General features: G+C 40.6%; 20 protein-coding genes and 1 pseudogene. 12 read left to right on the forward strand and 9 right to left on the reverse strand.

Annotated elements, in window-relative coordinates:
* Positions 1–9 precede the first annotated feature (9 nt).
* Together ppiD and VRK_RS05685 are read left to right on the forward strand one after the other, a co-directional pair.
* Positions 10–1,863 carry a peptidylprolyl isomerase gene (gene ppiD / locus VRK_RS05680; RefSeq protein ID WP_059120475.1) on the forward strand — a complete coding sequence of 618 codons (1,854 nt, stop codon included), beginning with the start codon at positions 10–12 and terminating at the stop codon, positions 1,861–1,863.
* Positions 1,864–1,997: 134 nt separating this feature from the next.
* Positions 1,998–2,297, forward strand: a complete 300-nt coding sequence (locus tag VRK_RS05685) for a helix-hairpin-helix domain-containing protein (RefSeq protein WP_059120476.1) — start codon at positions 1,998–2,000, stop codon at positions 2,295–2,297.
* Between the two features lie 69 nt (positions 2,298–2,366).
* Here VRK_RS05685 and VRK_RS20590 read toward each other — a convergent pair whose 3' ends face one another.
* The 3 genes from VRK_RS20590 to VRK_RS05705 all read right to left on the reverse strand — a co-directional run bounded on the left by VRK_RS20590 (position 2,367) and on the right by VRK_RS05705 (position 8,806).
* Positions 2,367–4,931, reverse strand: coding sequence for an ATP-binding response regulator (locus tag VRK_RS20590; RefSeq protein WP_082671325.1), 2,565 nt, complete (start codon positions 4,929–4,931; stop codon positions 2,367–2,369).
* A 166-nt stretch (positions 4,932–5,097) separates the two neighbouring features.
* Positions 5,098–7,383: an ATP-binding response regulator gene (locus tag VRK_RS05700; protein WP_197413062.1), complete on the reverse strand. Its 2,286-nt coding sequence runs from the start codon at positions 7,381–7,383 to the stop codon at positions 5,098–5,100.
* A gap of 238 nt (positions 7,384–7,621) precedes the next feature.
* Positions 7,622–8,806 carry an acyl-homoserine-lactone synthase gene (locus VRK_RS05705; protein ID WP_059120480.1) on the reverse strand — a complete coding sequence of 395 codons (1,185 nt, stop codon included), beginning with the start codon at positions 8,804–8,806 and terminating at the stop codon, positions 7,622–7,624.
* Between the two features lie 254 nt (positions 8,807–9,060).
* Here VRK_RS05705 and cmk point away from each other — a divergent pair, with 254 nt between their 5' ends.
* From cmk to pyrF, 6 genes are all read left to right on the forward strand, one after another.
* On the forward strand, positions 9,061–9,744 hold the full coding sequence (gene cmk / locus VRK_RS05710) for a (d)CMP kinase (RefSeq protein ID WP_059120481.1): 684 nt from the start codon (positions 9,061–9,063) through the stop codon (positions 9,742–9,744).
* 117 nt (positions 9,745–9,861) lie between these two features.
* Entirely contained in the window at positions 9,862–11,532 is a 1,671-nt protein-coding gene (rpsA, locus tag VRK_RS05715) for a 30S ribosomal protein S1 (protein ID WP_059120482.1), read from the forward strand.
* A gap of 86 nt (positions 11,533–11,618) precedes the next feature.
* A complete protein-coding gene (gene ihfB / locus VRK_RS05720) occupies positions 11,619–11,903 on the forward strand; it encodes an integration host factor subunit beta (protein WP_059120483.1) in 285 nt (94 codons plus the stop codon).
* 136 nt (positions 11,904–12,039) lie between these two features.
* Positions 12,040–12,324: a LapA family protein gene (locus tag VRK_RS05725; RefSeq protein WP_059120484.1), complete on the forward strand. Its 285-nt coding sequence runs from the start codon at positions 12,040–12,042 to the stop codon at positions 12,322–12,324.
* Between the two features lie 9 nt (positions 12,325–12,333).
* The gene (gene lapB, locus VRK_RS05730) at positions 12,334–13,503 is read left to right on the forward strand and encodes a lipopolysaccharide assembly protein LapB (protein ID WP_059120485.1); all 1,170 of its coding nucleotides are present in this window, start codon (positions 12,334–12,336) and stop codon (positions 13,501–13,503) included.
* Between the two features lie 60 nt (positions 13,504–13,563).
* Entirely contained in the window at positions 13,564–14,262 is a 699-nt protein-coding gene (pyrF, locus tag VRK_RS05735; RefSeq protein ID WP_059120486.1) for an orotidine-5'-phosphate decarboxylase, read from the forward strand.
* Positions 14,263–14,375: 113 nt separating this feature from the next.
* Here pyrF and miaE read toward each other — a convergent pair whose 3' ends face one another.
* Together miaE and VRK_RS05745 are read right to left on the reverse strand one after the other, a co-directional pair.
* On the reverse strand, positions 14,376–15,146 hold the full coding sequence (gene miaE, locus VRK_RS05740; RefSeq protein ID WP_059120487.1) for a tRNA isopentenyl-2-thiomethyl-A-37 hydroxylase MiaE: 771 nt from the start codon (positions 15,144–15,146) through the stop codon (positions 14,376–14,378).
* Between the two features lie 73 nt (positions 15,147–15,219).
* Positions 15,220–15,981, reverse strand: coding sequence for a hypothetical protein (locus tag VRK_RS05745; RefSeq protein WP_059120488.1), 762 nt, complete (start codon positions 15,979–15,981; stop codon positions 15,220–15,222).
* Positions 15,982–16,284: 303 nt separating this feature from the next.
* Between VRK_RS05745 and cysB the strand changes: the two genes are divergently transcribed.
* Positions 16,285–17,259: an HTH-type transcriptional regulator CysB gene (cysB, locus tag VRK_RS05750; protein ID WP_059120489.1), complete on the forward strand. Its 975-nt coding sequence runs from the start codon at positions 16,285–16,287 to the stop codon at positions 17,257–17,259.
* Positions 17,260–17,463: 204 nt separating this feature from the next.
* On the opposite strand, the pseudogene VRK_RS20865 reads toward cysB, so the two are convergent.
* A pseudogene (locus tag VRK_RS20865) lies at positions 17,464–17,745 on the reverse strand (alanine dehydrogenase); the annotation flags it as partial.
* Between the two features lie 163 nt (positions 17,746–17,908).
* Between VRK_RS20865 and lrp the strand changes: the two are divergent.
* Positions 17,909–18,403: a leucine-responsive transcriptional regulator Lrp gene (gene lrp, locus VRK_RS05760; protein ID WP_021020090.1), complete on the forward strand. Its 495-nt coding sequence runs from the start codon at positions 17,909–17,911 to the stop codon at positions 18,401–18,403.
* 175 nt (positions 18,404–18,578) lie between these two features.
* Entirely contained in the window at positions 18,579–21,338 is a 2,760-nt protein-coding gene (locus tag VRK_RS05765; RefSeq protein WP_059120491.1) for a DNA translocase FtsK, read from the forward strand.
* Between the two features lie 65 nt (positions 21,339–21,403).
* On the opposite strand, the gene dsbB is transcribed toward VRK_RS05765, so the two are convergent.
* Together dsbB and nhaB are read right to left on the reverse strand one after the other, a co-directional pair.
* Positions 21,404–21,940 carry a disulfide bond formation protein DsbB gene (dsbB, locus tag VRK_RS05770; protein WP_059120492.1) on the reverse strand — a complete coding sequence of 179 codons (537 nt, stop codon included), beginning with the start codon at positions 21,938–21,940 and terminating at the stop codon, positions 21,404–21,406.
* A gap of 75 nt (positions 21,941–22,015) precedes the next feature.
* A complete protein-coding gene (nhaB, locus tag VRK_RS05775; protein ID WP_059120493.1) occupies positions 22,016–23,596 on the reverse strand; it encodes a Na(+)/H(+) antiporter NhaB in 1,581 nt (526 codons plus the stop codon).
* 628 nt (positions 23,597–24,224) lie between these two features.
* Between nhaB and fadR the strand changes: the two genes are divergently transcribed.
* Positions 24,225–25,070, forward strand: coding sequence for a fatty acid metabolism transcriptional regulator FadR (fadR, locus tag VRK_RS05780; RefSeq protein WP_059120494.1), 846 nt, complete (start codon positions 24,225–24,227; stop codon positions 25,068–25,070).
* An 81-nt stretch (positions 25,071–25,151) separates the two neighbouring features.
* On the opposite strand, the gene VRK_RS05785 is transcribed toward fadR, so the two are convergent.
* Positions 25,152–26,315 carry a Card1-like endonuclease domain-containing protein gene (locus VRK_RS05785; RefSeq protein ID WP_059120495.1) on the reverse strand — a complete coding sequence of 388 codons (1,164 nt, stop codon included), beginning with the start codon at positions 26,313–26,315 and terminating at the stop codon, positions 25,152–25,154.
* Between the last annotated feature and the right edge of the window lie 295 nt (positions 26,316–26,610).

The following is a 26,610-nucleotide window of genomic DNA, read 5'->3' on the forward strand; positions in this document are numbered from 1 at the left end:
GATTAAATTATGATGGATCGGTTGCGCGAGGGTGTGAATAGCATCGCGATTAAGATTATCCTTGGATTGATAATCTTGTCATTTGTATTTGCGGGAGTCAGTAGCTACCTTGTCGGTGGTAGCAATAATGCAGCAGCAAAGGTTGGAGGCACAAAGATAGGCCGGACAGAGTTCGAGCAAGCTTATCAAAATGAGCGGAACCGAATGCAATCACAATTAGGTGATTACTTCTCGAACCTGCTTGCTGATCCGAGTTATGTTGCATCTTTCCGTCGTTCTGTATTAGATAAAATGGTAAATGATGTTCTACTTGAACAACATGCCGAAGCGCTGGGCTTAAGAATTAGTGATGAACAGGTTCGTCAGGCGATTGTGGACATGCCGCAATTCCAGTCAGACGGCAAGTTTGATCAAGATATTTATCAAACAGCATTGCGTCGTGCTGGCTTTTCTCCTGATTCTTTTGCAACATTCCTAAGAAGTGATTTATTACGCAATCAACTTCTGACAGCGGTTCAATCGAGCGACTTTACTTTGGATAGTGAAGTTGACGCTCAGGCTGCATTATTTGCTCAGAAGCGAGAAATCAGAACGATTACACTCGCAACGGACGACTATGTGAAGAAGATTCAGCTCAGTGATGATGATTTGAATGCCTATTACAAATCTCATGAAGACAATTTCATGCGTCCGGAGCAATTTAAAATATCCTATCTTGAGCTTTCAGCAGATAAATTGAAGTCGTCAATCAAAGTCACTGATGATGAGGCTGAAAAATATTATCAGGATCATGCAGACCAATATTCAATCAAAGCACAGCGTAAAGTCAGCCATATTCTGGTGAATGATGAGAAGCAGGCCGATGCTTTACTAAAACAACTGAAAGAAGGTGCTGATTTCTCAACACTGGCTAAAAAGGATTCTCAGGACCCGGGTAGTGCTAGCAAGGGAGGTGAGCTGGACTGGTTTGAAAAAGGTGTCATGGATCCTGCGTTTGAAGAGGCGGCATTTGCGCTGAAAAATGTAGGTGATCTCTCTGGTGTTGTGAAATCGAATTTTGGTTATCACATCATCAAGTTGGATGCGGTGAAACCAGCTCAAGTCAAACCTTTCTCAGAAGTTAAAAGTGATGTGATTGCTTCTATTCGCGATGAGCGGGCACTTGATCATTTTTATCAATTACAGAGCGATCTTGAAAAAGTTGCTTTTGAAAGCCCGGATTCCTTAGATGAAGCTGCCAAAGCCATACAAGAGAAGGTTCATACGACTGATTTTGTATCGTTGACTGATTTGCCAGAAATTCTGCGTGCTGCACCAGTTCAGAAAGCGTTAAATAACCCAGAAGTCAAAAACGAAGGTTTGAACTCTTCTGTAGTTGAAGTGGCGCCTGAAGATGTTGTAGTTGTTCGTATTGAAGAAAGTCGCCCAGAAACGCTATTGCCTTTCGAGGCCGTGAAAGTACAGGTTGTTGAGGCACTGTCTAAAGTGAAGGCTGAACAGCAAACAGAAGCGATTGCTGAGAAGGTACTGGCTGATTTAAAACAGAATGATATGGCAGCGCTTGAGAACAACCAACTCAAATTTGGTGAGTTAACGATGATTGATCGGAGTTCACCGCTGGCACGGTCCGTTTTTGCAATGCAAAAACCACAAGATGGTCAGCCTGTTTATGGACAGACGAAAGATCGTCAAGGAAACATTGTATTAGTCGAGTTAGCGAAGGTTGAATCGACACCGGATAAACAACTCACTCAGCAGTTGGCTGTTCAGATGCAGCGTCTGAATCGTCAGCAGGATCTCACTGGGCTTTTGAATATCCTCAGAGAGCAAACCGATATTGAATACTATCTTGCGACACAGTGATAAACAGGATGTAATTGATATGTTTGTTGAGGCGGGCTACTTTTGTAGCCCGTTTTAATTTGTATCAGTCAGTATCGTATTTTTAGCAGGCTTCGCTAGGATGAATCTGAATTTTTAATTTGGAGATAAATCTTATGTTTAAAATATTACTTCTTTCTGTACTTTCTGTTGTATGCCTGCCATTACCAACGGTTTATGCTGCAGACAAGCCCGTATCAGCCGCAGTGGAACAACCCGTCAATGTCGTCAATATCAACAGCGCAACCGCGGAAGAGGTTGCCGCAATACTTAGTGGGATTGGTTTAAAGAAAGCGCAAGCACTCGTTAATTATAGAGAAGAACATGGACCATTTACACAAATAGAGGACGTGACAGCAGTAAAGGGGATAGGTATGTCACTTATCGAGAAGAACCGTAGCCGGATAAGTTTATAGTGATTAACGTTCATTGTTCGGATAAACAGTTTTGTTATTGAAGACTGGCTCATATTTAAGGTGAGCAGATTATAAAGTGTCCATTGTATTGGTTTGGGGCTTTGGTGTATTGACATGGTTTATCGCTTGAAGATCATCCGCCTCCAACCATTTGAGTACGGTTTGTTGTAATAACTGTTTGGTGGTGGGTTTAATCAACCAACCATCCATCGTACTTTTTATCTGAGCAATTTCATCTTCACCCGATTCACCGGAAAGGGCAATAATTGGTAGTGTCGGGTGAGTTTCTTTAATGATTGTACATGCTTTCAAGCCATCCATGACTGGCATTTGAACGTCCATAAAAACAATATCAATAGTGTTATGATGAACCATATCAACAGCTTCCTTCCCGTTTTCAGCTTCATAAACGGTAAAATGAAGGGATTCTAAATAGAGTTTTGCGAGTGCTCGCTGTGTTGAATTATCATCAGTAACCAACGCGATTCTCTGTTTCTGACTCGCAGATACGGTATGAGCTGATTGCAAAAGTTCAGGTGTTGGTACTTTTGCCACATCAATTTTTGGTTGTGCAAGTTGCTCTTCTTGTTTGATATGAGGGAAGGTGAGGGTAAACCTTGTATATTCACCGTAAACTGATTGGCACTGAATATCACCACCGAAGAGCTTCATTGCTCTTTTGCAGTAGCTTAAGCCTAAGCCACTGCCACCTTTTTTCTGGTAGGTGAAGAATTCATCAAAGATTCTATGTACAATTTGTGGTTCAATACCCGGGCCGTAGTCGGTAAAAGTAAGTTTATTGTATTCATCGCCAGCCTCAAGAGATAGTTCAATTTTACTATCAGAATAACCATCAAAATAATAAATTGCATTCCTTAATAAATTAAAAATGATAAAATCAAATAAGGTTTTATTAACATGAACTTTAAAATCAATATCTGACTTGATTCCTACTCGATCTTTCGTTTCTTCTGATTCGTAAGCAAAATCATTAATAGCAAAATTTAACAGTTCTATGATTGAAAATGTCGCCATATTTTTATGATTGATCAGAGTTTGGTTTACTTCTCTTAAAATGATGTCAATTAGCTGATTACCATGTTGGACTGCATCAATACCTCGTTGAATTTCATTCTTTATCTCTGTAGATAGAGACATATTAGAACCAAAACTCGCTAAGTTTTCTAAATGAAGTTGAACTTGAGCAAGAGGGTTTCTCATTTCATGCGCTATCGATTTAGCCATCGCTTGAGATTGGTGAATACGAGACTGATAGTTAAGATATATTTGAGCATTCTTTAATAGTTTTTGCAGAGCATGTATTTCTTCATTTGAGTATAAAGAACCATCATTTTTATGAGGAGATATGAATAATTGTGATATGGAATTGTGGTCATCATATAAAGGAATCACAACTGCATTTTCATTTTTTGACATATGTTCATAAATGATGCTTATGTCTCTGTCGTCAAAGCTTCTCATATGTTGAACTAGCTCATCAAAAACTAGTATAGAATTATATCTACTTATATAATTTTCATATATTTTCTTTGAATGTATACTAGATATTATTTTTATTTTCTTTTTCTCTATATTTAATAGCTGAGTTAAACTTTCTAAAGCTTGTTGAGGTGATGATTGAAAGTCATCACTTAGATCTAATATTTTTTTACTTGGTATATTCTTTTCCCCATAAATAAATACGCTAGAGTATGGAGAGAAAAACCCCCACACTTTATGTATTAAAGTTCCATATAATAGGAACCAAGCCAATACAAATATGATATTATTTACATGCAATAATGAATTTATGAGTAGTATAGGTAAAAATAGTGTGATGACTGATAAGAAAGTAGTTATAGCTATATAAGACAAATAATGCCAACTATAAAATCTATAAAATAATGCCGCATATCCCATGAGTAAAAGTTCTGTAATTGATAATACAGGAGGTAACCAAGTTAATGAAAAATCTTGAAATATATAAGTAGAGAAAATGTGAATGCTAGCAGTTGATGTCATAAAGACAACAATCCCTATTGACATATACGTTGATTTTATAGATTTTATTTTGTCATTTGTTGTTCTACGAAAATTAAATAAATTTAGAATTGATAGTGATGTAAATAATATTAAAGTGGAAAAGAAGAAAGGTGTGCCAGAACCAAAATATATAGTAAAATTACTAGGTGAGAAAATATCCACATGTGTGACTGTATAATTACCTAAACAATTAACATATATTGCATATGGAGTAAATAAAAATAGTAATAAAGATTGCCATGATTTTATTCTGTTGTATTTTTCCTCAGAGACAAGACGACATGAAAAGTGAAAGGCAGAGCTAAATGCCATATAAGAAAATATATTAGCAGATTTTGTCATATATATAGCCCATTGTTCTCCATTAATAACGAGTAATTCAGTGTGAAAATAAGCATTACTCAGAATCCACAATATAATGAATATTATATAAATAACATATGGGTAATAAATGGCTTTAAAGGTGTACCACCCTTGCTTGAGTGTTGTGTATAAAAAATATATTAACCATAAAAAGCTAATGAATGCAGTGCCTATCAATAATAAAGCTTTTGGGTAAAGTATACTAATAATGAAATTGTCACCAACCAAATTTCACTCCTATCTATCGGATAGTTCTATTTTTCTATTTTACCGCTAATTCATCATGATTGTTAAGAAGGATTAACTACTTGTTATATTTTTTATCAATGACACAAATTATTAGATAATAAATTTCATTTATATCAATAAATGATGGCCGTAGACTATTTTAACGTTAAAAATCTTCAATTAATTCATTCTGTTGTATCCATTTTTCTAGTATTTCTTTCAGTAACTTTTGCGTTGTTGGTTTTAGTAATCGATCATCCATAGTTTGAGTGATTTGTCTAATTTCTTGCTCACCAGATTCCCCTGAGAGTGCTATAACGGGAAGATTAGGGTACATAGCCTTGATCTGTTTACAAGCCTCGAAACCATTCATTACAGGCATTTGAATATCCATGAAGACGATATCAATGGCTTTTTGAGATACAATATCGACTGCCTGTTGCCCATTTTCAGCCTCATATATTTTTGCCCCAAGTTTCTTCAAATATAGCTTTACAAGAGATCTCTGTACCTGACTATCATCTGTGACAAGAATCTTTGTCATAGGATAATCAATACTGATGGTGTTATTGTACTCCGTTTTTTCCTCGTTTAAATCTAGGTCTAGCTGTTGTAGAAAATCATTTTGGGAAGAAGTATGTGAAGGTAATGACTTTACATAAGGGAAAATAAGAGAAAATTCAGTATACTTCCCATAGATTGAGTGGCATTCAATTTGACCTCCAAATAGCTTCATTGCTCTTTTACAATAGCTTAATCCTAATCCACTGCCTTCTTTTTTTTGGTATGTGAAAAATTCATCAAAGATCCGTTGGATAATTTGAGGTTCAATCCCCGGACCATAGTCTTTAAACAGTAATTTATTCTGTTTATTACTCGTTGTTTCTAATCGAATTTCAATTTTATTATCAGGATATTCATTGAAATAACAAATTGAGTTTTTGATTAAATTAAAAATAATAAATCCGAATAGTGTCTCATTTACCTGAATAATGAAGTCGTTATCAGAATAAAAATGAATTTTTGATTTAATTTCATCTGATTCATAAGCATAGCTATTAATAGCTTGATGGACTAAAGAAGAGATCTGATATGATTCTATATTACTATTATTTATTATTGACTGATTTGCTTCATAAAGAATCATATCAATCATCTGGTTCCCATGTTGTATTGAATCTCTACCGCGTTGAATTTCTTCACGAAAATTACTAGGTGTATCAGTATGATTTGCAATATTGTCAAGGTTTTCGAGATGTAATAGTATTTGTGATAGTGGGTTACGCATTTCGTGAGCAATAGATTTCGCCATCGCTCGTGCTTGTTTCACATGGTGTTCACTACGTATATACGATTGTACTTTACTAAAGAGTTTCTGAAGTGCTGATATTTCCTCGTTAGAGTAGAGCGAGCCGTTGCTTTTATGAGGTGAAAATAGTAATTGAGATACAGTGTTATGATGATCATATAACGGAAGAATCATTGCTGTGTTATGTTTCGACATCTGTTCCCTGATGAGATTAAGACGTTGATTTCTTGTATTATTAAAATGATATTTAACTTCTTCAAGGAGTAAAACAGAATCGTCCTGAATCAGATAAGTTGCATAAAGCTCATTAGATTGTGCATCGGAAATTAGAATTGTCTGTTCTTTCTCCAAATTTAATAGTTGCGCCAGTTTATACATGGCGTCTTGTGAAGAATATTGAAAATCGTTAGATAGACTTAAAATTTTATGGACGGGAGTCTCAGTATCTCTGTAAATTAATAGGCTAGACCATTTCGCAACCTTAGCCCAAGTGTAACGAAATGTAGTACCACACATTAAGCACCATGCAGAGAGAATCGGAATATGTTCTAGAATGTTGAACGCTTGACTGAATACCCATACAGGAGTTATATACATACAAAATGTTAATAAGGTACTACATGATAAATATAATAAATATTTCCAACTGTAGAATCTATGAAATATCACAGCATAGCCCATTAGGAAAAGTTCAATAATTGAGAAGGCTGGCGGTAGCCATGTAAATGAAAAATCATTGAATACGGTTGTGATAAATACATGTATAACAGCAGTTGATATCATAAAAATTACGATACCTATGATCATGTAGGTAGATTTTACTCGCTTTAATTTATCACTGCTTTTGCTGAGTCCGAGCGTATTAAATAATGTTAAAAAGGTAAAGAGTATCAGTAGAGAAAAGAAGATTGGAGTTTCAGGGCCGAAATGGATAGTAAATTCGCTTGGGGCTTCAACTATAACACTTACAACTGTAAGTCCTGGTGTCAAATTGATATAAAATGCATAGATTGTACTTACAGTGATCAAAATTAGCTGCCAGTATTTTATGCTATGATTTTCGTGAAGAGATCTTAGTCGGCAAGAAAAGTGGAAGGCAGAGCTAAAGGCTAGAAATGAGAAAATATTCGCGGCTTTAGCCATGAATACTCCACCAGCATTGCCAAAATTAACTAACCATTCTGTATGAAAATAAGCGTTGCACATGATCCAAAGCGCGATGAAAAAAGTATACATAACGTATGGATAGTACAATGTTTTCAACATATCCAAGCTTTGTTGAATTGAACAACGAACAAAATATATAAGCCACCCGAGACTGAAGAAAGTAGTACTCAGTAACAAAAGTGCTTTAGGATAAGTTAAATGATGAATGAATGATTCAAACAACCTTTGTTTCCTCGATTTTTTTTCGTCTACCAGTTATTAGAATTTTATATTCGCTATAATTATACTTGCTTAAGGCATCCCCTAACTCTTCGTTTAACCAAAAACCTTTATAGGTCAGAACATTTTCCTGATTGATATCACAGTAACTACGGTTAAGATAACAAATTCGATCTAAGACCTTATATAAGTTGAGCATGATAGGCTGTTCAATGATGGTAAATGAAAGTTTTTTCCCATACTTAACCAGTTGTTTCATTAATATTTTTTGGCAGAGGTAAAGAAGGAAAAAGCGTAAATTTTTTGAGCCGCTTACCGTTAAACGCAAAACTTCACACACAGCATCTGTGTTCTTGATACATTCAGAAAATGATGCTTCATATTCTAACTCAACATGTTGCATTATACTATCGTGAAATAAGCCAGTGCTATATAGATGCTTTTTTGTCTCGATTGAAAGACAAGAGCGCCATCCATTTCCTTGAAAGAATGGATCGAATGTTAACCAAGTTTCCCGTTCATGCCAGTGCTGGATGAGAGCTGTAGAAACAAGCAGTGGATATGGAGAGTTTTTCGTGTGATAGAGAATGAAATGACTGCCACGTCGCGACAGATGAAGGCAGAACAGCATTTCATACCACTTTTGCTCGATAACGAAAACATCGAGATTGATTAAGCTTATAGCATCGGCAAGTGTCAGGGCTATATGGCTATGCAATGTTAAAAAGAGCCGATGATCGGTTTCAATACGATCTACTATCTCAGACTGATAGCTGTATTCATCTATTGGTGGCGAAGAGCAGGAAGTAAACGACACTGTCTGGCTTCGTTGTAAAATAAGAAAGCGTTCATAAGCGGCCCAACAGGCAAGTATATTGCCGAACTTTTTTATCGCGATTATTTCTACATCATGCCAAAACTGGGGAATTATTGAGATAGGAAAATTCAGAATATGTTGGATAGCCTGAGGATGTTCAAAAAGCGCAGCTAAATTACCGTGGTCAAGTTCTGGGTAGATGCGTGTAATATCTTGCTTTCTTCTATTGACTAGTTCATTAAACCCAGAAAAATCGGATGTATTTTGTAGTTGTAATTCAATTTCTATGAAAAAGTTGTTGAGATGTTGTTGATTCCAGATTCTGTTGTCTGTTTGATAATGCTCTGACGTTGTTGAATGCACCGTGACCTGCCTTAAAATCCATGAAAAGCATATGCTTATTGTTATGCTACCACCACAACGCTAATGATTCGAGTCGCTTACTGATAGTTTTAAATATTTTTGTGATGAATTTTTTATTATCTAAATGTTGTGAAAAGTAATAAGGATATGGAAGATTTAAAATCCCCTATGGCTCCTGAGCCGTTGAGTCTTTATAATGCGGCACCGGCAAGGTGCGGATTTTAGCCGCAATCATTTGAATAGTGGAGTAAGACATGTCTTCTTATACACCGGTGATTACCGTTGATGGACCGAGTGGCGCCGGGAAAGGTACACTTTGTATGTGTATCGCTAAAGCGTTGGGGTTTGATCTGCTTGATTCCGGCGCACTGTATCGTGTACTGGCTCTGGCTGCGATTCATCATGGTGTTGATACCGAATCTGAAGATGCTTTGGTGCCTTTGGCAACGCATTTGGATGTTGAATTTATTGCGGAAGGGGATTTGGTTAAAGTCATTCTGGAAGGTGAGGATGTTTCCGGAGAACTCCGTAAGGAAGAAACGGGCATGGCAGCCTCTAAAGTTGCCGCTTTTCCCAGAGTGCGGGAAGCCCTCCTTCGACGTCAGCGTGCATTTATCAAAGAGACGGGACTTGTTGCCGATGGTCGAGATATGGGGACAATTGTTTTCCCTGATGCGGAAGTCAAAATATTCTTGGATGCCAGCTCAGAAGAGCGGGCAAAAAGACGCTATAACCAGTTGCAACTTAAAGGGCTTGATGTTAAATTTGATGACCTTTTAAGCGAAATTCGTGAACGTGACGAAAGAGACCGAAATCGTCCCGTTGCGCCATTGCGTCCCGCTGATGATGCATTGGTTCTTGACTCAACGTCTATGTCTATCGAGCAGGTTCTCGAAACATCGCTACAGTATATTAAATCTAAACTGGCGGTTCGCTAGCAGTTTGCTAAGTAATGGCCAGTGCAGAACGTCGGTCTCAAGGATGATGATTGACGAAATTCATAACCCCACGCGGTAGGATACCCGTGGAAGTTTAATATTTTGAAGATGAAATAAATGACTGAATCTTTTGCTCAACTCTTTGAAGAGTTTCTAAACGAGACTGAATTCCAGACTGGTACTATCGTTAAGGGTACTGTTGTTGCTATCGAGAACGGTTTTGTTCTTGTTGATGCAGGTCTGAAGTCTGAATCTGCAATCCCTGCTGAACAGTTCAAGAACGCTGCCGGCGAACTTGAAGTTGAAGTCGGTTCTGAAGTCGATGTTGCACTGGATGCGGTAGAGGACGGTTTCGGTGAAACTCAACTTTCTCGTGAGAAAGCGAAACGCCACGAAGCTTGGATCGTTCTTGAGAAAGCATACGAAGAAGCTGAAACTGTTATTGGTATTATCAATGGTAAAGTTAAAGGTGGTTTTACTGTTGAACTCAACGGTATTCGTGCTTTCCTTCCTGGCTCTCTGGTTGACGTTCGTCCAATTCGTGACACCGCTCACCTAGAAAATAAAGAGCTAGAGTTCAAAGTTATTAAGCTAGATCAAAAACGCAACAACGTTGTTGTTTCTCGCCGTGCTGTTATCGAATCTGAAAACAGTGTTGAGCGTGATGAGCTGCTTGAAACACTACAAGAAGGCACAGAAGTTAAAGGTATCGTTAAGAACCTGACTGACTACGGTGCGTTTGTTGACTTGGGTGGTGTTGATGGTCTTCTGCACATCACTGATATGGCTTGGAAACGCGTTAAGCATCCATCTGAAATCGTCAACGTTGGTGACGAAATCTTAGTGAAAGTGCTTAAATTCGACCGTGATCGTACACGTGTATCACTAGGCCTGAAACAACTGGGTGAAGATCCATGGGTAGCGATCGCAAAACGTTACCCAGAAGGTCACAAACTGACTGGCCGTGTAACTAACCTGACTGATTACGGTTGCTTCGTTGAAATCGAAGAAGGCGTTGAAGGTCTGGTTCACGTTTCAGAAATGGATTGGACGAATAAGAACATCCACCCATCTAAAGTTGTCAACGTCGGTGACGAAGTTGAAGTGATGGTTCTGGATATCGATGAAGAACGTCGTCGTATTTCTCTGGGTCTGAAACAGTGTAAAGCTAACCCATGGCAACAGTTTGCTGAAGCTCAGGCGAAAGGCGACAAAGTTACAGGTAAGATCAAGTCTATCACTGACTTTGGTATCTTTATCGGTCTGGATGGTGGCATCGACGGCCTGGTACACTTATCTGATATCTCTTGGAATGTTCCTGGAGAAGAAGCAGTTCGTGAATACAAGAAAGGCGATGAAATCTCTGCTGTTGTTCTTGCTGTTGATGCAGAGCGTGAGCGTATTTCTCTTGGCGTTAAGCAAATGGAGAATGACCCATTCAACGCATACGTTGCTGACAACAAAAAAGGCACACTAGTCAATGGTACTGTTACTGCAGTTGATGCGAAAGGTGCTACAATTGAACTAGAAGATGGCGTTGAAGGTTACATCCGTGCTTCTGAAGTATCTCGTGACCGTGTTGAAGACGCATCTCTCATCCTGAGTGTTGGTGATAGTATTGAAGCGAAATTTACTGGTGTAGACCGTAAGAACCGTGTTATCAACCTATCTGTCAAAGCGAAAGATGAAGCAGAAGAGCAAGAGGCAATGGCTTCACTGAACAAGCAAGATGAAGGCGCGTTCGGTAATGCTATGGCTGATGCTTTCAAGGCTGCTAAAGGCGAATAACGTAATTCGCAGAAAAGGAGCCGTTTTGGCTCCTTTTTTTTGGTTAGGATTTTGATGCTGATATTGCAAGTAAGAAGAGGGAAACTATGACGAAGTCTGAATTGATTGAAAGATTGTGCGCAGAGCAAACTCATCTGTCCGCGAAAGAAATCGAAGATGCCGTAAAAGATATCATCGAACATATGGCAACATCGTTGGAGCAGGGAGACAGAATAGAGATTCGAGGCTTTGGTAGTTTCTCTCTGCATTATCGTGAGCCTCGCACTGGACGTAACCCGAAAACAGGTGAAAAAGTGGAATTGGACGGTAAATATGTCCCTCACTTTAAACCTGGCAAAGAACTCAGAGAGCGCGTTAATAGTGATATCTGATTTTTGCTAACGAATCTGTACGGCATATCATTCGATATGCCGTTTTTTTGGATACGATATTATCAATTATCATGGTATGGATGGTGATTTTCTTGCATAATCAGGGGTGCCAATAACTGATGCAGGTTTTCCCGTTATGAGAGTCCTAAAAATCATTTTTCTTCTCGTTCTCTTCCTTGTTGCCTTAGCACTGGGCGCTCAAAATCAAGAAGTTGTCACGTTCAACTATTTATTAGCAAAAGGTGAATTTCATTTATCTTGGCTTTTGGGAGCAGTTTTTGTCGCTGGTTTTGCCATAGCATGGCTTATTTTTGGTAGTTTGCATCTCAGAGCGAAACTACAGATTCGTCGTTTGAATAAGCAACTGAACAAGAGTGAAACTCAGCGGCCGGTTGCAAAAGAGAAACTGAATATCGGATAATATAGCTCGATGTTAGAAATACTCTTCTTGTTATTGCCGATCGCCGCTGCCTATGGTTGGTATATGGGGCACCGTAGCGCTCAGCAGGACAAGCAGAAACAATCCCACCAGATATCCCGTCAATATGTCACGGGGCTTAACCTGCTGTTATCTGATCAATCGGATAAGGCAGTTGATCACTTTATCGAATTACTCCAAGTCGATGATGAGACGATTGACACGCATTTAGCTCTCGGTAACTTATTTCGTTCTCGAGGCGAAGTTGATCGAGCGATTCGAATTCACCAAAATTTGATCTCTCGCTCAGGATTGACAATCGATCAAAAAAACCTCTCACTGCAACAACTGGCAAAAGATTATATGGTTGCCGGATTTTTGGACCGAGCGGAGCGCATTTTCGAACAACTCATTGAAGAGCCTGAGCATCGAGAGTCGGCGTTAATTCAATTAACTTCAATTTACCAGCAAACCCGGGAATGGATGAAAGCAATAGAATGTGCTCATGCCTTGGTTAAACTTGGCCGCAAAAAGATGCGCAAGAGTATTGCTTACTTTTGGTGTGAGCTCGCTGCGGACGCGCAATCGATGCGTGATGACATGAAAGCGATACAAATATACAAAAAAGCGCTGTCGGAAGATCCGAAATGTGTCAGGGCAAGTATTGGTCTAGGAAAGCTTTATCTGGAGAAAGAAGATTATCGGAATACCATTCGTTATATGGAGATGGTGCTTGAGCAGGATGTCGATTATGTCGGTGAAATTTTACCGACGCTTGCTGAGTGTTATCACCGTTCCGGTCATGAACAGGGACTGATTGATTTTTTGAGGAAATGTATTGCCCATCAAGCGGGCGCTTCAGCTGAATTGATGTTGGCTCAGTTGGTCGCTCACCATGAAGGTGTGGGTGCTGCGCTAGATTTACTGACGAAACAGCTGGTGAAAAATCCGACTATGAAGGGGTTTTACCGGTTGATGGATTATCATTTAGCGGAAGCTGAAGAAGGGCGGGCGAAAAAAAGTTTATCGGCATTGCAAAGCATGGTCGGTGAGCAGATGAGAATAAAACCTTATTATCGCTGTCGGAAATGTGGCTTCTCTTCTCACTCATTATATTGGCACTGTCCATCGTGTAAGAGTTGGGGAGAAGTTAAACCGATTCGGGGTTTAGACGGAGAATAAGGACTGCTCCTGAAACGAGAATTCGATTGATTGAAGATAAAAATAAACAGAGGAGAAGAAATGGGCGAGCCGAGAGTTATTGTGGCACTGGATTATGATAATCAAGCCGAAGCATTACGTTTTGTTGATCAAATTGATCCTCAGCGTTGCCGTTTGAAAGTCGGGAAAGAAATGTTCACGTTATTCGGACCTGATTTTGTTCGTGCATTACATCAACGTGGCTTCTCTGTTTTTTTAGACCTGAAATTTCACGATATCCCCAATACTTGTGCCAAAGCGGTCAGAGCTGCGGCTGAACTTGGTATCTGGATGGTGAATGTTCATGCCAGCGGTGGTGAACGGATGATGACTGCCGCTCGGGAAATACTCGAACCTTATGGTGCGGACAGACCAATATTGATTGGTGTTACTGTCTTAACCAGTATGTCTCAATATGATTTGGCTGATATCGGCTTGAATGTGTCACCTCAAGAGCAAGTGCTTCGTCTTGCGACATTGACAAAACATTCAGGATTGGATGGCGTTGTATGTTCTGCTCAGGAAGCACGTCAGCTCAAAGAGCAATTAGGCCAGTCATTTCAGTTAGTGACGCCAGGGATTCGCCCGGCAGGGAGTGATGTTGGTGACCAACTGCGGATTATGACGCCTCAGGAAGCGATTTCAGCCGGTTCTGATTATTTGGTTATCGGTAGACCGATTACTCAAGCACAAGAACCAGCAGCGGTTCTGGAGAGTATTAATCGCTCACTTCATCTATAAAAGAGTGGATTACTCTCTGTTTACGGCAAGATTTATTTATTTCTGTAGAACAGGGGTTTTAGCCCCTGTTTTTTTCATATCTTTAGTGGTGAGAAGAAAATTCTCTCAGTAATTCAGCAGGGGACACCACTGTGGAATCTGAAGCGAGAGTCGGGAGAGAGAATCAGTTCTGCTTCGGCTTTTCCTATCGTATCGATCCGTTTAGAAATATCTTGATGAGCAATTTGTTGGGCCAGTGTTAAGTAGTCCTGATAGTGGCGGGCTTCTGAACGTAATAAAGATATATAGAACCTCGCTATATCGTCATCCATGTGTGTGGCGAGTCTGGCAAAACGCTCACATGATCGTGCCTCAATGTAGGCACCGATAATTAATTTATCGATGAGAGCATCTGGTTCATAGGTTTTTACCTGTGATAATAGTCCTTTTGCATAACGACCAGCAGGAATATTCTCATAGGCAATTCCTTTTTTCTCCATTATCTCGAGTACTTGATAGAAGTGATGGAGCTCTTCTTTGATCAGTAAAACCATTTTATCGATTAAATCTTGGCTGTATGACGAATGAGCTTTTGCCATGATTGTTTTGGAGAGTTGGCTTTTGCCTTTCAATTCAATGAGAGAGCCTATTTTGCGATAAGCAAAATCTTCATAGGGTTTAAGCCATGCGAGCAGAGCAGATGCACTTGCCGTATCGACTGCGTACTTACGGATGAGATACATTGCAGATTGCCCTGCCTTCAATTCACACAGAAGATGATCAATCAGAATGACCTTTAAATTCTCTGGCTTTTTCGCTTCGTTAATCCACGCTTCGGGGGTTTCACATTGTAGAAAGTCATGAATGGGTTGGAATAATTGTTGAAACTGGTCGTTACTGGTCATGGTTCTTTAACTTAAAAAGGTCGCTAGGGCGACCTATCATTAATAGGTAAAATTCAAGTAAAGGAAGAGGCGACTACCACTTTTTCTTTTCACCGAAGAGGGCTTCCATATCATCATCTCGTTCTCGATCACCTTGAGTTTCAACCGATGTTTTCTTCTGTTGACGCTTATTCTCAAGTTCATCGTACATAGCTTGCAGTTTTTCCCGCGCTTGATTTGAATAAGCATCATTTTTTGTACTGAGGACATCAATACCTTTCTTCAATAGCTGAATCGCCGTTCCCGGCTGTCCGCGCACAATCGACTCATTGGCTCGTTTTACGACATTTTCAATATTGATGCGTATCTGAATCATTTCCAAGCGTGCATTCTCTGTCACAAATGACTGAGTATCTAAGCGCCCTTTATTATGCTCACTCCGTACCGTATCTCTCAGGCGTTTTACGAGTTTGAGCATCGTAATCGCTTGTTTATCATTGGTTGGTGACTTGAATGTTGTACTATCCTGATTCGGATGATTTTCACGTAGGTTTTTTACTTGCCCCTGCATGTTTTCGATACGATGTGCCAGTTGTTTATTTCTTGGGTCTAGCTCGTACATATTTTGTAGCGCATCTAGAATTCGATTATTCAGACAGAGTAACAAGTCCTTACTGTAAGGGACGTGGTGGGCGTTACCAATTAGATCCTCGGTGGCATCAATGATTGCGACATAACGAGTAGACTCGTGTTTTTTTGCTGTTTCGACTTTGACCTTATACTGCAACATAATGTTGTAGCCTAAAATCAGAAGGAGCAATACGCCAACCAAGGCAATGATTAATCCTATACTCATAGTTCCTGCATCAATCCGTACATCGTGAATTCAACCTGTCTAAGGATTCAGGGAAGTTATAGTCCTTGACGGTAAGTTCGTATAGCATAATAAAATTTATCGTGTTCTACCAATGAATCCCCCATTATTCTTTAATAGATCACTTAATTATTCAATGAATGAAGCTCCAACTCGCAGAAAAGTTCCAATTATTTTCTAACTGGCAGCCAAAAAAGGGTATAAATTCTCCTCATTAAGCATTATAACTAATGATTATATAAAATGCCTAAGTTTGTAATTTGCTGCAGAGATAACGGGGTTGACATGAAGCTACAGCAGTTAAAATACATTGTGGAGGTAGTGAACCATAATTTGAATGTTTCAGCTACAGCCGAGAATTTGTATACATCTCAGCCAGGGATTAGTAAGCAGGTTCGTTTACTTGAAGATGAACTTGGAATTCAGATATTTGAACGGAGCGGTAAACATCTGACTCAGGTTACTTCTGCCGGGGAAGATATCGTTAAAATTTCGCAGGAAATTCTTTCTCGGGTTGAAAGTATTAAGGCGGTTGCCAGTGAACACACTCACCCAGAAATGGGGATATTGAATATCTCAACGACTCATACACAAGCCCGTTATGCACTACCGGATGTGATCAAAGGGTTTACCGCCAGATATCCTAAAGTTTCTCTGCATATGCATCAAGGAACGCCAAGTCAGATGTCAGAAGCTATTGCGAAAGGGATCGCTAACTTTGCTATTGCAACAGAAGCACTGCATTTGTATCAGGATGCAATCATGTTACCGTGTTATCACTGGAATCGTTCAATTGTCGTACCCAAAGGGCATCCTTTAGCACAACGAGATAAGCTGAGCATCGAAGAGTTAGCCACATATCCTTTGGTGACTTATGTCTTTGGTTTTACCGGACGGTCTGAATTGGATATGGCATTTGATCGGGTCGGATTGAGCCCGAGAGTTGTATTTACAGCAACGGATGCAGATGTGATTAAAACTTATGTCCGGATCGGCATGGGTGTCGGGGTGATTGCCAGTATGGCTGTTGATAAAATGCGTGATGCAGATTTAGTGGCAATTGATGCCAGCCATATTTTTGGTTCGAGCACCACGAGTATCGGTTTCCGTCGGGGTACCTTTCTGCGCTCTTATATGTTTGATTTTATGGAACGTTTTGCACCTCATTTGACGCGTCCTGTGGTGGAACAGGCGATTTCTCTGAAATCGAATCAGGAAATTGATGAAATGTTTAAGGATATTCAATTGCCTGTGCGCTAATTGAGATAGCTTTTGAATTTGTTTTGGTATCATCAAGTCTCTTTCAGAAAGGTATTGCTTAGGTGTTGGCTCTCTATGGGTTCATTATTGGTGACATGATTATTGTCAGTGTAACACTGGATTCGTGACCGGGAAGCATCTCATTACCACCATGTAATTCTTTAAGAAGTTATGCGTCAGTATGAGCATGTCTTGGTCTGGGTTTTCAGAGTTAGGTTCCAGAAGTGGTAAATGATTCAGTGGACTTTTGAGTGTTTTATCATCAATAGTGATAGTTTTATTCTTGATTCAGTCGTCAGTTTGTGGAAAATTTGGTGCAAGGTGTAAATAAGTAGATAATATTTGCCCTTTTAGGAGTTTTTTACGTTTGACGTTCAGAGGTTTTTTGACCTTTACAATCATGCCTGCTTTCGCAAATATATCGTCAGCAGTAGGAAGAATGGATGCGCCTACGGTGATGTCATTATCGTCAGAGAAATTGATGCCAATCATCATCCCGACCCCTTATTTGTATTTGGTTGTATTCACTGGGTGTTTGTATAATATATCGAATATATGACTAGTATTATGTTAGTCCTGTAACTTGAGATATTTTGTGTTAAAAAATTGTTGTATGTTTTTGCAAGGAAGTAAATAAGGTGGAATAAACATGGCAGACAACTATAAAAAGCCGTCCAAGGATTTAGACCGGATCGATCGCAACATTTTGAATGAGTTGCAGAAAGATGGCCGGATTTCAAATGTAGAATTATCCAAACGTGTTGGATTGTCTCCAACACCTTGTTTGGAACGAGTGAGACGACTTGAGCGTCAGAACTATATCACGGGATACACAGCACTCCTGAATCCGCAGTATCTTGATGCATCATTACTTGTTTTTGTTGAAATCACATTGAACCGTGGAGCTCCGGATGTATTTGAACAATTTAATACAGCGGTACAGAAACTAGATGACATTCAGGAATGTCATCTAGTTTCAGGGGATTTTGACTATTTATTGAAAACTAGGGTATCGGATATGGGAGCCTATCGTAAGCTTTTGGGCGATACGCTACTACGACTGCCTGGCGTCAACGATACTCGAACTTATGTGGTGATGGAAGAAGTGAAACAGACAAATCAGTTAGTCATTAAAGTTCGTTAGCCGGAAAGCAAGTCTCGAATATCTTTCTGTATTCTGACTTAACGACATTGGGTTTTGGCTGATGTTATGGTTAAATCACAACATAAACCGAGCGGCTTGGGCCGCTCGGACTGTTTTTATTTCAATTCATGTTGCGCATAGTGCTTTGACATGAGGTTTAGGCAAAAAGTTGGTTATGTTCAAAGAGAACAAAAGTAAAGTCGAAACCATTATCAAAACCAGAGCTGAGGTCACGACCTCACCACGCTTAAATGGCGTTCAACGGCTGAAAGAGAGTGTTTTGATTTTGGCTGTCCTTCTCTCCGTTTTCTTCTCCGTGGCTTTATTGACATTTAGCCCGGCTGATCCGTCTTGGTCTCAGACGGCTTGGGGAGGAGAACTGCATAATGCCGGTGGATATATCGGTGCCTGGATCGCTGATACGCTCTTCTTTATTTTTGGCTCACTGGCATATCCACTCCCTCTAGTGATTACGCTGATTGCATGGGGAGGGCTTCGCTCCCGTGATGAGGATGAATCCTTCGATTTTATGCTTTGGGGGACTCGTTTACTCGGTTTCGTGGTGGTACTGCTGACGAGTTGTGGTCTGGCCGACATCAATTTTGATGATTTGTGGTATTTCTCTTCTGGCGGTGTCGTTGGTGATGTTTTGAGTAGTTTGGCGTTACCGACATTTAATGTCTTGGGCAGTACGTTGATTTTCCTATTCCTCTGGGGCGCTGGTTTTACATTATTCACTGGTATTTCATGGTTAACGATTGTTGAGTGGCTCGGGGATCAAGCCATTGCATTCGCACAAAAAGGCGTCGCACTGTTTCGGAAGGGGGAGAAGGAGACGATTCTGTCCCCGGGAATTGAATCATCGGCTGCCTTGCTTGAACGAGATATTCAAAATCGTCTGTCACCGACAGAATCTGTTGTTGAATCGGATACCACGGATACAGCATCAGCACCTACTAGCGATGCTCCTTGCGACAACTCTCTTACTGACAATGTTCGTCGCTTTAACATCCATATACCTCAGAGTGAACAAGGCGCGGAGGACGATGTATCTCAACAATTCGTTGAAACAAAAACCGATACTGAGCAGCCTGAACGAAGTAAACAATTCTCTGTGACGATAGAAGAATTGGATAAAGCAGCACAGCAACACGATGATTTTGCTGAAGGTGATTGGGGCGATGACTTAATCGAGGATGAACCGGGCACTAATGAGTTGACCAGTCATTCATTGGGATCGTTTGATCTTGATATTAGTGACCATGGACCAACTATCTCTGATTTAGACGCATTAAATGATGAGTCTGATATCTCTGAGGCGAAAGAGGATTCAGATGAAGATGTTGTTGCTTTCCAAAACTTAGTGTCTGAAGCTAAGAAAACCGAATCGGCGAAACAAAATCCGTTTCTGGTGCAGCCGACTGCCGATCTACCAACACCGACAGAGCCATTACCGACGTTAGAGTTGCTGTATCATCCAGAGAAAAGAGAAAACTTTATTGATCAGGATATGCTGACGGAGGTGGCAAGACTGGTTGAATCTAAACTATTGGATTATAAGATTCAGGCAAGTGTTGTAGGGATTTATCCCGGTCCGGTGATTACTCGGTTTGAACTTGACTTAGCCCCGGGGGTGAAAGTGAGCCGAATTTCCGGATTATCGACAGACTTGGCTCGCTCTCTGTCAACCCCTGCAGTTCGGGTCGTCGAAGTTATTCCGGGAAAACCTTATGTTGGTTTGGAGTTACCAAACTTGAGCCGTCAGACGGTCTACCTTTCTGATGTCGTGAGCAGTGACAAATTTAAGCGTTCAAAATCTCCGACGACGATTGTACTCGGTCAAGATATTGCCGGTGATGCTGTGATTGCCGATTTAGCAAAAATGCCTCATGTCTTAGTTGCGGGAACGACAGGTTCGGGTAAATCCGTCGGTGTGAATGTGATGATCCTCAGTATGCTATATAAGGCGACACCGGAAGAAGTCAGATTTATCATGATTGACCCGAAAATGTTGGAGCTTTCAATCTATGAAGGGATTCCTCATCTTTTGTCAGAGGTTGTGACGGATATGAAGGATGCCGCCAATGCATTGCGCTGGTGTGTGGCAGAAATGGAACGTCGTTACAAGCTGATGTCGGTTGTGGGTGTACGAAACATTAAAGGCTTCAATGAAAAGCTGGATATGGCTGCCAAGGCAGGGCATCCGATTCATGACCCTCTCTGGAAGGAGGGTGATAGCATGGATGCAGAACCACCACTACTAGAAAAATTACCTTTTATTGTGGTTGTAGTCGATGAATTTGCCGATTTGATGATGGTGGTTGGCAAAAAGGTTGAAGAACTGATAGCCCGTTTGGCTCAGAAGGCAAGGGCTGCGGGGATTCATTTGATTTTGGCAACCCAACGCCCTTCAGTTGATGTGATTACAGGGTTGATTAAGGCGAATATTCCGACTCGAGTTGCATTTACCGTTTCAACGAAAACGGACTCTCGTACCATTCTTGATCAGGGAGGCGCGGAATCTCTGTTGGGAATGGGAGATATGCTGTATTTACCACCGGGATCCAGTCACACCATCCGCGTGCATGGGGCATTTGCTTCCGATGATGATGTCCATGCTGTCGTCAATAACTGGAAGGCCAGAGGTCAACCCAACTACATCTCAGAAATCGTCAGTGGGGATCAAGGGCCAGAAGCATTGTTACCGGGAGAACAACTCGAAGGTGACGAAGATATCGATCCATTATTTGATCAGGTTGTGGAGCACGTTGTTGAAACGCGTAGAGGGTCGGTTTCCGGTGTGCAGCGACGTTTCAAAATTGGCTATAATCGTGCGGCCAGAATTGTTGAGCAGTTAGAAGCTCAGGGAATTGTGAGTGCTCCCGGCCATAATGGTAATCGGGAAGTTTTAGCGCCACCGCCGATCCGAGAGTAAATTTGACGTTGATTGAAAAGTAAAAGGGAGACCATTTGGTCTCCCTTTGTCGTTATTCAAAGCCGTTATTCAAATAAGCCACGTCTTTTCGGTTTGAAAAATTGAGCAATTAAGAAAATAAAGGCAACAAAAAGATTGATGGCAAAGATGATTTCCAACCATTGTGGCATCGATAAAGTTAAAAACTGCCACACGATTTTGCTACAGTCACCATATGCTTCAAACATCCACGGCATCCATTGATTGAGTGGTGCCCACTGCGGGAACTGAACAAAAGCATCACAAGTTGCAAATGGTGAAGGATGGAACTGATACTCAACATGCTGGTGCGCCAGTAATAGTCCCGAATAGGATGTATATCCCCACGAGAGAAGACCTAACCAACGGAAGATTGCCAGACGGGGGGCAATGAGTCCCAGAATTGCCGAACCACCTATTCCCAGCATTGCTACTCTTTCATAAATACACATGACGCAGGGAGCGAGCATCAAAATATGTTGGAAAAAGAGCGCACACATTTCAAAAAACAGGATAGATAACAGCAACAAGACCCAGGATGTTCTGGTCTGAGAAAACTGGTTGAGTTTGGCAAAGATCACTATGGGATATCCTTATAAAGTAAAAGCTCTGTTCTACAGAGCTTTTTAACGCGAAACTGTTTTAGACTCAATCTATTATTAATGACCCAGTGATGCCGATGCATGTTTTAATGCATTTGGGACATGGTGTGTTAACCAACCCAGATCATAATAATGCGCAGTCGCAGGTTCAAGGAAAAAGATGATACCGACCAAGCCAACAAGTGTTAAAACAATTGTATATGGCAGTGCCATCATCACCATCCGTCCGTAAGAGAGTCGGATGAGCGGTGCCAGTGCCGAGGTCAGCAGAAATAAAAACGCAGCTTGTCCATTTGGGGTTGCGACCGAGGGTAAGTTCGTACCGGTATTGATAGCAACTGCTAACAGGTCAAATTGATCGCGTGAGATTATGCCTTCCGCGAGTGCGGTTTTAACCTCGTTGATGTAAACCGTGCCCACGAACACGTTGTCCGAAACCATAGAAAGCAATCCGTTAGCCACATAGAACATCGCGAGTTGAAGATCTGCATTCTTCAGGTGTAATACCGCATCAATCACCGGTTTAAACAGATGCTGATCAACAATCACCGCAACAATCGAGAAGAAGACCGCGAGTAAAGCTGTAAAGGGCAATGCTTCTTCAAATGCTTTTCCAAGTGCGTGCTCTTCAGTAATACCACTGAATGTGGTTGCCAGAATAATCACAGAAAGCCCGATCAATCCAACTGATGCAAGGTGAAGCGCTAGCCCGACAATCAACCAAATCGCAATTAATCCCTGAATCCATAGTTTTGCAACGTCGAGATTGGTACGGCTTTGTGTTTGTGTCCGATCATAATCACGTAGAATTTGCCGAACCGGGTCTGGTAGCTTGGCACCATAGCCAAAAATTTTCATCTTCTCGACAACGATACAGGTGAGGATTCCACTAATAAAAACAGGCACAGTGATCGGTGACATACGAATTAAAAATTCACCGAAATGCCATCCTGCCTGATCAGCAATAATCAGGTTTTGTGGTTCACCAACCATCGTCATGACACCGCCAAGTGCTGTTCCGATGCCAGCGTGGAGGAGTAGTGAACGCAGGAAAGCCCGGTAGTTTTCCAGATCTTCTCTAGTCAGGTCTGATAAATGCTCATCTTGTGTGTGGTCACCTTGTCCAGAGGCGACTTTGTGGTAGATGGCATAAAATCCAACGGCAACACTGATAATGACAGCGATAACCGTGAGGGCATCGAGAAATGCAGAAAGAAATGCAGCAGCGACACAAAATGCTAAAGATAAGATTACTTTAGAGCGTATTTCTAAAAGAATTTTGGTGAAGATGAAAAGGAGCAGTTGCTTCATGAAGTAGATACCTGCCACCATAAACATCAGCAGTAAGAGTACTTCAATATTCGCAACTAACTCATGTTTAACTTGCTCTGGGCTTGTCATTCCGATGACTATCGCTTCTATTGCAAGTAACCCCCCTGGTTGAAGCGGATAGCATTTCAAGGCCATTGCAAGTGTGAATATAAATTCAACAACCAGTAACCAACCTGCGGCAAAGGGGCTTATCGTGAAAAAGACAATTGGATTCACAATGAGAAAAGCAATAATCGCCACTTTGTACCAATCTGGTGATTTACCCAGAAAATTTTTAATGAACGCGTTTCCTAACGAAATCGGCATGATGATGACTCTTATAGTTGTTATGAACAGACACTGATATCCATCACTTCCTTTTCGTAATAATTTACGAAAGATATCCATTCAAAGTTACATACATCCCAGCAAATATTCATGAGTGATACCCGATGAACATTGCTCCCTGATTAATGTATCGACATGGGTGTTTTGCCGGAAACTCTACAATAGGTTAATTATTTCATGAAATACAATAAGTTCTTAGTGAGAGTTCCCTTGAAGTTTTCACATAAAAGTAGTCCATATTATGAACATAATGCATATAAAATCATTGTGACTTCACAACTTTGGAAATAATGTCGAAGATAGTATTCTTATCAACAATAATATCAACAGATGTAATGTGAAATAATATGACATATCTGTAAGTTTACTATGGAAAATTTTATGCTTTTCACCTGTCCATCGTACTAAATTTCCTTTATATTTTATTCAAGTTTCAGAATGGTAATCTTAAGCTAAATCAAAAAGAGTATAAGATACTTGTTGTACATTGATGTAATAATTTGGCTTGTGTGGCAAGTTGAATATTGAACGTTTTCGCAGTGTACAAACTGGTGATATGATGGATGCCACCTGACTTTGTAAATAAACAAAACTGGAAAAGTATTGAATGGTCATTAAGGCGAAAAGCCCAGCAGGCTTTGCAGAAAAGTATATTATTGAAAGTATCTGGAATGGGCGGTTTGCACCGGGATCGATTCTTCCGGCAGAAAGAGAATTGTCCGAACTGATTGGTGTTACCAGAACGACATTAAGGGAAGTGCTGCAACGGTTGGCCCGTGATGGCTGGTTGACAATACAGCATGGTAAGCCGACAAAAGTGAATCAGTTTATGGAAACATCCGGGTTGCATATTCTTGATACTTTGATGACGCTGGATGCTGAAAACGCAACTAGTATTGTTGAAGACTTATTGGCAGCAAGAACCAATATCAGTCCGATTTTCATGCGTTACGCATTTCGGTTGAATCAGACTCAGTCTGAAAAAACCATCAAGCGAGTGATTGGATCATGTGAATCATTACTGGATGCAGATTCATGGGAGCAATTCATGGCTGATTCACCATACTCCGACAAAATTTCACAGCATGTGAAAGATGATGGAGAGGGGGATAAGGAAGCTCGTGAACAGAAACTATTGGCGAAAACGTTCAATTTTTATGATTATATGTTGTTCCAGCGTTTGGCTTTCCATTCCGGTAATCAAATTTATGGTCTAATCTTTAACGGTCTGAAAAAATTGTATGATCGTGTCGGTAGTTACTACTTTTCGAATCCCAAAGCTCGTGTGCTTGCGTTGGAGTTTTATAAAGATTTATTATCGATCTGTTCGAACGGGACCGATAAGTTGGAGCATCTTTCCGCTTGCATTCGCCAGTACGGGATTGAAAGTCGGCAAATTTGGAATGAGATGAAGCGTTCATTGCCGACAAGCTTTACTGAAGATGATGGCTAATCAATTTTGTTTGTCATGATTGATTTAGGGATTGAAAAAGGGCCGAGGGCCCTTTTTGTTGTTTCTGACTCACGTTTTTATTCAGGAGAGATTCTCTCGGCCTCCAGCTTGAGTGAACCAGTGCGATAAATGTGTTTCTAGCGCTTTTAACTCTTCGGGACCAATTAAGGCCAATCCTAGATCCTGTGCTCGGGTAATGTCGTTTTGCCGGAGAGGTCGGAAGCTGACGAGCATTGCTCTTGCCTGAAGGCCACCCAGTAAATCTCTCAGTGATTCAAGCTTATACAAGGTATCATCACCGTCATCTCTCATTCCTTTGGTCTTACATTCGATGATATGTAGTTTGTTATTCACCACCGTAGCAACATCTAGCTCATTGCGCACTTCACGTTCACCTAACTGACGATAGACTTGCACATTTAAAGAACGATCCTGAATTGTCGGCATGTTGCACTGAATTTTTCTGACGATGCTGTGTACCAGTGTTTCTAGCCATTCTCCGTTAGCAAATCGTCTGGCATCTTCGTTTGCAAATGTTAGTATACCGTGTTCATAAGTTGCAATATTTGCATCGACAAGGTCTTGTATCAATAGGCTGAGTTCTTTATAGCCCTGTTGTTTTTCTGATAAAGCGACATCAAGGCATTGTTCTTTTCTGCATGTCGTTGCCAGATAATTCAGTGTTGCCAGTCCCGGGCCGAGTTCGAGTGCTCGACCTGCCCATGATGCGCCGATATTGCAGAGTTTTGTATCCAGTTCTGGTGGTGTGTCCCGTTCAACAAACTCGCCTCGGGCACCAAAGATGGTCAAATAATCGGAGATGGTAATCCGATCCTGAACTTGCGTATCTTGACAGTCATCCGGATATAACCAGCACAGACAGTCAGAATTAGGCTCAACTACAAAAATGGGCCATTGGAATGTTCTGAAAACTTCATAAACGGAAAGGAGTCGGTGGCGAAGACCACAACTTGCATTGAGCTGAATATCCTGATTTCTGTTTTCCAGAGTATGGGCTAGTTGATAAATAGAGCGTTTAATTAATGCCACACTTGAACCTGATGGGATCTCGTAAAACTCACTACTAATCCCATGTTGTTCTAAAACATTATGCAATCGAAAATAAATGGTTTTTTGTGAAGCATCACCGATAAGTACGATATGCGAGCCGATGATACGGTGATCAAGCAACGGAGTTATCAGACGAACTGGATCGTCGTCAAGGATGCCAACATGAATGGTCATAAATTATCCTCGTGCTTTCGCTTGTAAGGAGTCGGAAGGAAAAAGACAAGCGATATAGGTTAGGATATAAAGGTCTCCAGAGTAAAAAACAAGGTCAGTTGGTGATAAATATCTATTTCAGCGTGAAATATGACGGTATCTTTACCTATCACCCACTTAAAATTCAAATTCGGACCGGATTCGATTAGCGGTTGACAGAAAAGAGCGATGTCATCATGAAGTCAAACATCCGTGACATTCTGCTGTATTTAGCATGAGAAAAGTGCTTAAAATACATCGGGTACGAAAACACGAT

It is taken from the genome of Vibrio sp. MEBiC08052 (assembly GCF_001506075.1).
GTDB lineage: Bacteria > Pseudomonadota > Gammaproteobacteria > Enterobacterales > Vibrionaceae > Vibrio.

What these genes read in the sequence shown, in the direction of transcription:
- VRK_RS05745 (WP_059120488.1), bottom strand. Translation starts at nt 15,981, where the DNA reads ATGAGTATAGGATTAATCATTGCCTTGGTTGGCGTATTGCTCCTTCTG.
- ihfB (WP_059120483.1), top strand. Translation starts at nt 11,619, where the DNA reads ATGACGAAGTCTGAATTGATTGAAAGATTGTGCGCAGAGCAAACTCAT.
- nhaB (WP_059120493.1), bottom strand. Translation starts at nt 23,596, where the DNA reads ATGCCGATTTCGTTAGGAAACGCGTTCATTAAAAATTTTCTGGGTAAA.
- VRK_RS05685 (WP_059120476.1), top strand. Translation starts at nt 1,998, where the DNA reads ATGTTTAAAATATTACTTCTTTCTGTACTTTCTGTTGTATGCCTGCCA.
- VRK_RS05785 (WP_059120495.1), bottom strand. Translation starts at nt 26,315, where the DNA reads ATGACCATTCATGTTGGCATCCTTGACGACGATCCAGTTCGTCTGATA.
- cysB (WP_059120489.1), top strand. Translation starts at nt 16,285, where the DNA reads ATGAAGCTACAGCAGTTAAAATACATTGTGGAGGTAGTGAACCATAAT.
- VRK_RS05700 (WP_197413062.1), bottom strand. Translation starts at nt 7,383, where the DNA reads ATGGCTAAAGCCGCGAATATTTTCTCATTTCTAGCCTTTAGCTCTGCC.
- pyrF (WP_059120486.1), top strand. Translation starts at nt 13,564, where the DNA reads ATGGGCGAGCCGAGAGTTATTGTGGCACTGGATTATGATAATCAAGCC.
- fadR (WP_059120494.1), top strand. Translation starts at nt 24,225, where the DNA reads ATGGTCATTAAGGCGAAAAGCCCAGCAGGCTTTGCAGAAAAGTATATT.
- ppiD (WP_059120475.1), top strand. Translation starts at nt 10, where the DNA reads ATGATGGATCGGTTGCGCGAGGGTGTGAATAGCATCGCGATTAAGATT.
- rpsA (WP_059120482.1), top strand. Translation starts at nt 9,862, where the DNA reads ATGACTGAATCTTTTGCTCAACTCTTTGAAGAGTTTCTAAACGAGACT.
- miaE (WP_059120487.1), bottom strand. Translation starts at nt 15,146, where the DNA reads ATGACCAGTAACGACCAGTTTCAACAATTATTCCAACCCATTCATGAC.
- VRK_RS05725 (WP_059120484.1), top strand. Translation starts at nt 12,040, where the DNA reads ATGAGAGTCCTAAAAATCATTTTTCTTCTCGTTCTCTTCCTTGTTGCC.
- lrp (WP_021020090.1), top strand. Translation starts at nt 17,909, where the DNA reads ATGGCAGACAACTATAAAAAGCCGTCCAAGGATTTAGACCGGATCGAT.
- cmk (WP_059120481.1), top strand. Translation starts at nt 9,061, where the DNA reads ATGTCTTCTTATACACCGGTGATTACCGTTGATGGACCGAGTGGCGCC.
- VRK_RS05765 (WP_059120491.1), top strand. Translation starts at nt 18,579, where the DNA reads ATGTTCAAAGAGAACAAAAGTAAAGTCGAAACCATTATCAAAACCAGA.
- lapB (WP_059120485.1), top strand. Translation starts at nt 12,334, where the DNA reads ATGTTAGAAATACTCTTCTTGTTATTGCCGATCGCCGCTGCCTATGGT.